This is a genomic window from Bacillus sp. EKM202B, from assembly GCF_011066025.1.
Lineage (GTDB): Bacteria > Bacillota > Bacilli > Bacillales > Bacillaceae_G > Bacillus_A > Bacillus_A toyonensis.
In genome coordinates, this window is the sequence record NZ_JAAMNK010000111.1 from 1 (window position 1) to 365 (window position 365).

The window sequence follows — 365 nt, forward strand, 5'->3', positions numbered from 1 at the left end:
TTTGTCATATATACATTGATACCGCTAAGTCGTTTACTACGAGCAGAATACTTCATTCCTTTCTTTTTTTCTCTTACCGTTTGATCGTGTAATCGTTTTTGTTGTTGTTCTTTTGTTAGTCGATGAACAATCACACGAGCTGGTACTTTATCAGTCATTCCTACATAAGCGTCGGATACTTCATATGTTTGTCCTGGCTGAAGAGAGTTCATTAAAACCTCCATATCTATCTGGATATACTCTGTACCCTTCTTAATTCTGCCATCTTGAAAATAATCAGGGTTTGGATTTTTTTGATAAATACGTGTATTCGATTTGATACGTGAGATATAATAAGCCTTTTTATCTTGTATATGTTGAAGATC

1 pseudogene is annotated in these 365 nt (G+C 34.2%); it reads right to left on the reverse strand.

The window, feature by feature from the left end:
- Positions 1 to 365 (reverse strand): annotated as a pseudogene (locus G9F74_RS29560) (IS4 family transposase); the annotation flags it as partial.